Annotated in this window: 2 protein-coding genes, 1 tRNA gene and 2 rRNA genes (1 of these 5 only partly in view); 3 read left to right on the plus strand and 2 right to left on the minus strand. The window is 60.4% G+C overall.

From position 1 onward, the window contains the following. The 3 genes from BUB76_RS17095 to BUB76_RS17105 form a co-directional block, all read left to right on the plus strand. Window positions 1-770 (plus strand): 23S ribosomal RNA (locus BUB76_RS17095) (it extends 2064 nt beyond the left edge of the window). 100 nt (window positions 771-870) lie between these two features. Next, window positions 871-985 (plus strand): 5S ribosomal RNA (gene rrf / locus BUB76_RS17100). 59 nt (window positions 986-1044) lie between these two features. Next, window positions 1045-1121: transfer RNA gene (locus BUB76_RS17105), tRNA-Met, on the plus strand. Here BUB76_RS17105 and BUB76_RS17110 read toward each other — a convergent pair. Both BUB76_RS17110 and BUB76_RS17115 read right to left on the minus strand, forming a co-directional pair. After that, on the minus strand, window positions 1078-2718 hold the full coding sequence (locus tag BUB76_RS17110) for a recombinase family protein (RefSeq protein ID WP_073130668.1): 1641 nt from the start codon (window positions 2716-2718) through the stop codon (window positions 1078-1080). The genes BUB76_RS17105 and BUB76_RS17110 overlap by 44 nt on opposite strands. Before the next feature lie 226 nt (window positions 2719-2944). Beyond that, window positions 2945-3260 (minus strand): integrase core domain-containing protein (locus BUB76_RS17115; RefSeq protein WP_139250920.1); only part of this gene is annotated, 316 nt, incomplete at its 5' end.

Genomic DNA, 3260 nt, shown 5'->3' on the forward strand with positions numbered 1-3260 from the left:
ATAGGTGGTAGGCTTTGAAACCGTGACGCCAGTCGCGGTGGAGCCATCCTTGAGATACCACCCTTGCTTCGCTTGATGTCTAACCGCGGTCCGTTATCCGGATCCGGGACCCTGTGTGGCGGGTAGTTTGACTGGGGCGGTCGCCTCCCAAACAGTAACGGAGGCGTGCGAAGGTTGGCTCAGAGCGGTCGGAAATCGCTCGTTGAGTGCAATGGCAGAAGCCAGCCTGACTGCGAGACTGACAAGTCGAGCAGAGTCGAAAGACGGCCATAGTGATCCGGTGGTCCCGCGTGGAAGGGCCATCGCTCAACGGATAAAAGGTACGCCGGGGATAACAGGCTGATGGTGCCCAAGAGTCCATATCGACGGCACCGTTTGGCACCTCGATGTCGGCTCATCTCATCCTGGGGCTGGAGCAGGTCCCAAGGGTACGGCTGTTCGCCGTTTAAAGAGGTACGTGAGCTGGGTTTAGAACGTCGTGAGACAGTTCGGTCCCTATCTGCCGTGGGTGTAGGATACTTGAGAGGAGTTGCCCCTAGTACGAGAGGACCGGGGTGAACGATCCACTGGTGGACCAGTTGTCATGCCAATGGCAGTGCTGGGTAGCTATGATCGGAAAGGATAACCGCTGAAAGCATCTAAGCGGGAAGCCCCCCTCGAAACAAGGTATCCCTGAGGACCGTGGTAGACCACCACGTCGATAGGCCGGAGATGTAAGCGCAGCAATGCGTTCAGTTGACCGGTACTAATTGTCCGATAGGCTTGATTTGATCCAGTAGTAGACATGCAAGACCATGTCACACTCGGACCAAAAGCATACACCACGTGAACTTGACTTGGAAAACTGATGTATCCGCGAGGTTTATTCGGTTTGGTGGTCACAGCACGAGCAAAACACCCGATCCCATTCCGAACTCGGCAGTTAAGTGCCGTTGCGCCAATGGTACTGCGTCTCAAGACGTGGGAGAGTAGGTCGCCGCCAAACCTAATAAGCCTCGCTCAAAAATATCTCTCAAAACGATGACAAAACGATACGAAAATTAACGCGGGATGGAGCAGTCCGGTAGCTCGTCAGGCTCATAACCTGAAGGTCGTAGGTTCAAATCCTACTCCCGCAACCACTTTTACCGAACCATGATCGACTGACCCAAGCGCACCAGGCTGTGCTTCCTCGATCATCGCGGTAATCGCCCCCTCGAGCTGAAGAACTGGCTTTCCAGCCTCATCCGATTTGACGGTCACCCGTTCGATCAGACCGCGCAGGACGTCCAGTGCACGGTTGCGGATCGAGGCATCCTGCAAGGACGCGGACAGTACCGCGACTTTCTTGCGGTACAGATCGGACAGGCCCGGGTGTAGTCGCACCGGTGTTGGCTCCGGTCCATTCAGCTGCGCTTCCAGATCCGTCTTCCGGGCCTCCTGGTCTTCCAATTGCTGCAGAAGTCCCGGTGTTCTGAACCCGTCGGCGATGGCATCGTAGAGCCCCTGCAGCTTGCGCTCGACCGCTTTGAGGTCGTCGGTCAGCTGGCGCCGTGCGGCTACTTCCTTGCTGCGCTCGGCGTTGATGGCTGCGCCGAACGCGGACACAAACTCCGCAACGGCATCGGGCTGCATCAGCCGGTCCCGCAGCAGCGCGAGGACGGCGTCGTCCAGCATTTCGCGCTTGTAGGATTGCCGATGATCGCAGGTCCCGAGCTTCCGGGCGTTTGCGCAGGCGAGGTAATCCTTGCCGACCGAGGTGATCGTTCCTCCACAGGTTCCGCAGACGAGCTTTCCGGTGAGCAGGTGGTTGCTCCTGCGCTTCTCCCAGAAGCGGCTCTTCTTGATCCCCTGCACGGCGGGCGTGGCGTCGATTGTCTCCTGTCGCGCCTTCACGTCTTGCCAGAGCGCATCCGGGATAATCCTCAGCTCTGGGACGGCCTTGGTCACCCGCTCTGTCTCGGGGTCCATCCGCGAGACGCGTCTGCCGGTGGCGGGATCCTTCACATATTGGAGCCGGTTCCAGACCAGCTTGCCGATATAGAGTTCGTTGTTCAGCACGCCCGTCCCACGGGCGCGGTGTCCCCGGATGGCCGTATCGCGCCAGAGCTTGCCGCGGGGCCCGGGAATCCCGTCCGCGTTCAGGTCCCGGGCGATCGCGCGCGGTGAGGCCCCTTCGGCGAAGGATCTGAAGATCCGCTGGACCACCTCGGCTTCGGCGTCATTGATCGTCCGTTCACCGGTGACGGGCTGCCCATCCGCGCCCAGGCGGCGCACGACGTCATAACCGTAGGCATTGCCGCCACCGGACCGGCCGGCTTCCACCCGGCCACGAAGGCCTCTCCGCGTCTTGGCGGCCAGGTCCTTCAGGAAGAGCTGGTTCATCGTGCCCTTCAGGCCCACATGCAGCTCGCTGATCTGGCCTTCCGCCAGGGTCTCGACGCGTACCCCGTGAAACGAAAGCTGCTTGAAGAGCGTCGCCACATCGGCCTGGTCCCGGCTGAGACGATCCAGCGCCTCGCACAGGATCACGTCCAGGCCGTCCCGCGCCGCATGGTCCAGCAGGCTCTGAAGCCCCGGCCTGTGCAGCGACGCCCCGGAGATGGCCATGTCGGTGAAGGTCTGGACCACGGTCCACGCCTCGCGATCCGCGCGCTCGACGCAAAGCCGGACCTGGTCCTCGATTGAGGCCGCCTTCTGCATCGATGACGAATACCGGGCGTAAATGGCGACGCGCATGACAGGTTCCTTGTTCGAGGGCTGCGGTAATGTAGGCCGGTCTCGGGCAGGAGATCAAATGGTGAACGACGAGTTACCCAAGCATCTCGCTCGGATCGACTCTATGGACCCGTCTTAGTACTCGGTCTTCATGAGGGGCGTATAGTCCTTCGAGAAGCAGGCTAGGCGCAGAGATAGAGTTGAGTACTGGGATGAGCTGCCCCAACCGAGTGGTCCAGTTTGATTGTTAGTGCATCGCTGGTCGCCGGTCGACGGCTATGATGCTCTCCGGCGCCGGAGGCCCGTAGCCCAAGGCGCTGTGGGGCCGGACGGTATTGTAGTGGCGACGCCACCGCTCGATGAGGATCTGGGCCTCACGGAGCGAATAGAAAACCTCTCCGTCGAGCAGCTCGTTGCGGAATCGAGCGTTGAAGCTTTCGCAGTAGCCGTTCTCCCAAGGTGAGCCAGGCTCGATGTAGGCGGTCTTGGCACCGACGGCGCCGATCCAGTCGCGGACCTTCAGAGCAACAAATTCGGCACCGTTGTCGGACCTTATAAACTCC

Origin of the sequence: Palleronia salina, assembly GCF_900141995.1 — a bacterium.
GTDB classification, from domain to species: Bacteria; Pseudomonadota; Alphaproteobacteria; order Rhodobacterales; family Rhodobacteraceae; genus Palleronia; species Palleronia salina.